This window comes from Paenibacillus sp. 1-18, from assembly GCF_000520755.1.
Lineage (GTDB): Bacteria > Bacillota > Bacilli > Paenibacillales > Paenibacillaceae > Paenibacillus > Paenibacillus brasilensis.
In genome coordinates, this window is sequence record NZ_ASSB01000054.1 from 1 (window position 1) to 1,679 (window position 1,679).

Below are 1,679 nucleotides of genomic sequence, written 5' to 3' on the forward strand. Positions count from 1 at the left end.
TTAAAAAAGTTGTTTGATTTACTGTTGACAATCCATTCTTCTACTGTCAGATGTAAAGCGAGATTGAGCTTGGGTCTACAGACAACTAGCTCACAATCAAATGAATCATAATAATATTTATATAATGATCCACCATTTTATGTTATGCGACGCTTCTTCGAAAACTCTTTTAAACCGATATTTACTATTTTCTATTTAAAATAAAATCAAAATCTTCATCAGATACTAAATGATTATCTTTTATAAATGTCTCTAACTCATTCAAATAATTATTACAGAGTTTAATATATTTATCTCCATATTGATCTTGAATCTTATTTGAATTGGTTTCAATATTAATGATTTCTTTACGTGCTCTTCTTAAAAACAATATTGAACTTGTATAATTATCACTTAGACATAAAGAAATTGAATTGTTAATATAGCAGACCAAGCCATAGAATACAGAATTTCTTCTTAAGCCTGTCCATTGCTTATGAATCTCTTCTGTATTTAATTTTTGGGCTAACTCAAAGACATGAGAATTCAAAAACATCTGGTATTCCTCCATCTTTAAGCAGTTTCACATAACGTTTCTGTATTCATGAATCCCAAAGGGGTTGTCTGCTGAAATGCTTCTCGCAGACCCAGGCTCCAACGGAGACGCAGCTTGAATATTATGTGGATGCCTTCTTCGAATTTCCTACAGTCTATTTTTAGTATTCTCCATTGTATTCAATAAAACTGGTTTGTTTAAAGAGTCTAATATGATATGGGGTATAAATATTCTTTGAATTTGGACTTAAGATTTCAATAAAACTAATTGCTGCATCTATATAGTCATCTGATGAGAAAACATCTTCATCTAGGAATCCACTTAAGAGTGCTGCATCTCCTTTATATTTCAAACAAAGATAGCCATACCTCAGAATTTATAAATACTCCAGTATACTCCATTCCATTTTCTTCATCAAACGTTGGAAAGAAAATAAAACTATGTATAAATGAATTGCACATTTGTTTAATTGTAAGTGAACTGTTTAAACAATTCATTAAATCGTAGAATTCACCGTAATCAATAAGATTTAGCAAATCTATTTTTTTCTCATTTTGTATTCTTTGATATTTTCCACACTTGTAATTTTTAGAAAGTAATTCATCACTTAACTTTCCATTTTCAACAAGTTTTCTAATAATAAAACTGCAAAGAAAATGAAACTTCTCAAGCCCCATTACAAAGTGTTCAGTATCATATTTTGAGAATTTTATTTGTTTGAGATATTTTTTGAAATTTCTCAATTCCTTAATTAATTCCGCTTTCCAAATGTGGGAGTTCCAAATCATATCACAATCTCCTTTATTAATTCTTTAGAAACATGGCGTATAACGTTTCTGTATTCATGAACCCCGAAGGGGTTGTCTGCTGAAATTCCTCCCCGAAATCCATCCGCAGACCAAGGCTCCGAAGGAGCCCGCTGCTTGAATATTATGTTATACGACGGATTCAGTGCCCTCACTATTGATTATCTCCAGGTAGATATTCAATCAAATCAGATAATTTACAGTTAAATGTATCGCATAGCTTGAACAAGGTTTCCAGCTTTGTTGTTTCCATATTCGTTTCCCTATACAGCTTGTTGATTGAATTCCGACTTAATCCCGACTTCGCCATCAATTCTGTTATATCATCTATTCGATGT

General features: G+C 31.6%; 3 protein-coding genes. All 3 read right to left on the reverse strand.

All coding sequences use genetic code 11. From position 1 onward, the window contains the following. Positions 1–184: 184 nt before the first annotated feature. The gene (locus L693_RS0103415; protein ID WP_025716056.1) at positions 185–535 is read right to left on the reverse strand and encodes a hypothetical protein; all 351 of its coding nucleotides are present in this window, start codon (positions 533–535) and stop codon (positions 185–187) included. Positions 536–876: 341 nt separating this feature from the next. Further along, on the reverse strand, positions 877–1,323 hold the full coding sequence (locus tag L693_RS0103420) for a hypothetical protein (protein ID WP_025716057.1): 447 nt from the start codon (positions 1,321–1,323) through the stop codon (positions 877–879). 172 nt (positions 1,324–1,495) lie between these two features. After that, positions 1,496–1,679: helix-turn-helix domain-containing protein (locus tag L693_RS0103430; RefSeq protein ID WP_025716058.1), on the reverse strand; the 184-nt coding region annotated here is incomplete at its 5' end.